The organism is Streptomyces beijiangensis (genome assembly GCF_017315755.1).
GTDB lineage: Bacteria > Actinomycetota > Actinomycetes > Streptomycetales > Streptomycetaceae > Streptomyces > Streptomyces beijiangensis.
Genome location: NZ_JAFLRJ010001090.1, coordinates 1 through 284, shown reverse-complemented (window position 1 = coordinate 284; position 284 = coordinate 1). Strand labels below are relative to the sequence as shown.

General features: G+C 75.0%; 1 protein-coding gene. It reads right to left on the bottom strand.

Annotated elements, in window-relative coordinates; all coding sequences use genetic code 11:
• Nucleotides 1-227, bottom strand: a 227-nt coding sequence (locus tag J0695_RS46415; RefSeq protein ID WP_505383642.1) for a hypothetical protein, incomplete at its 3' end; no start/stop codon positions are given.
• Nucleotides 228-284 lie beyond the last annotated feature (57 nt).

The window sequence follows — 284 nt, the reverse complement described above, 5'->3', positions numbered from 1 at the left end:
GCCCTGCTGCTCGCCCTGGTGGTGATCGGCGCCGTGGGGGTGCTGCTGTACGACATCTCCGCGGTACGGGCCGGGCGCGACGCGATGCACTGGCGCCAGGTGGCCGCGGGCGATCTGGCGACCCGGCAGTTGCAGGACACCTGGGTGCTGGTCGGCGCCGGTGTGGCCGCCGCCTCCCGGTCGAGACCACCCCGTACGTCCGCCGTGGTGCGCCGCATCGGCAGCACCGCACGTAGTCCGGGGGTCGCGGCCAGGACGATCAGCCACAGACCCAGCGCGGCGGC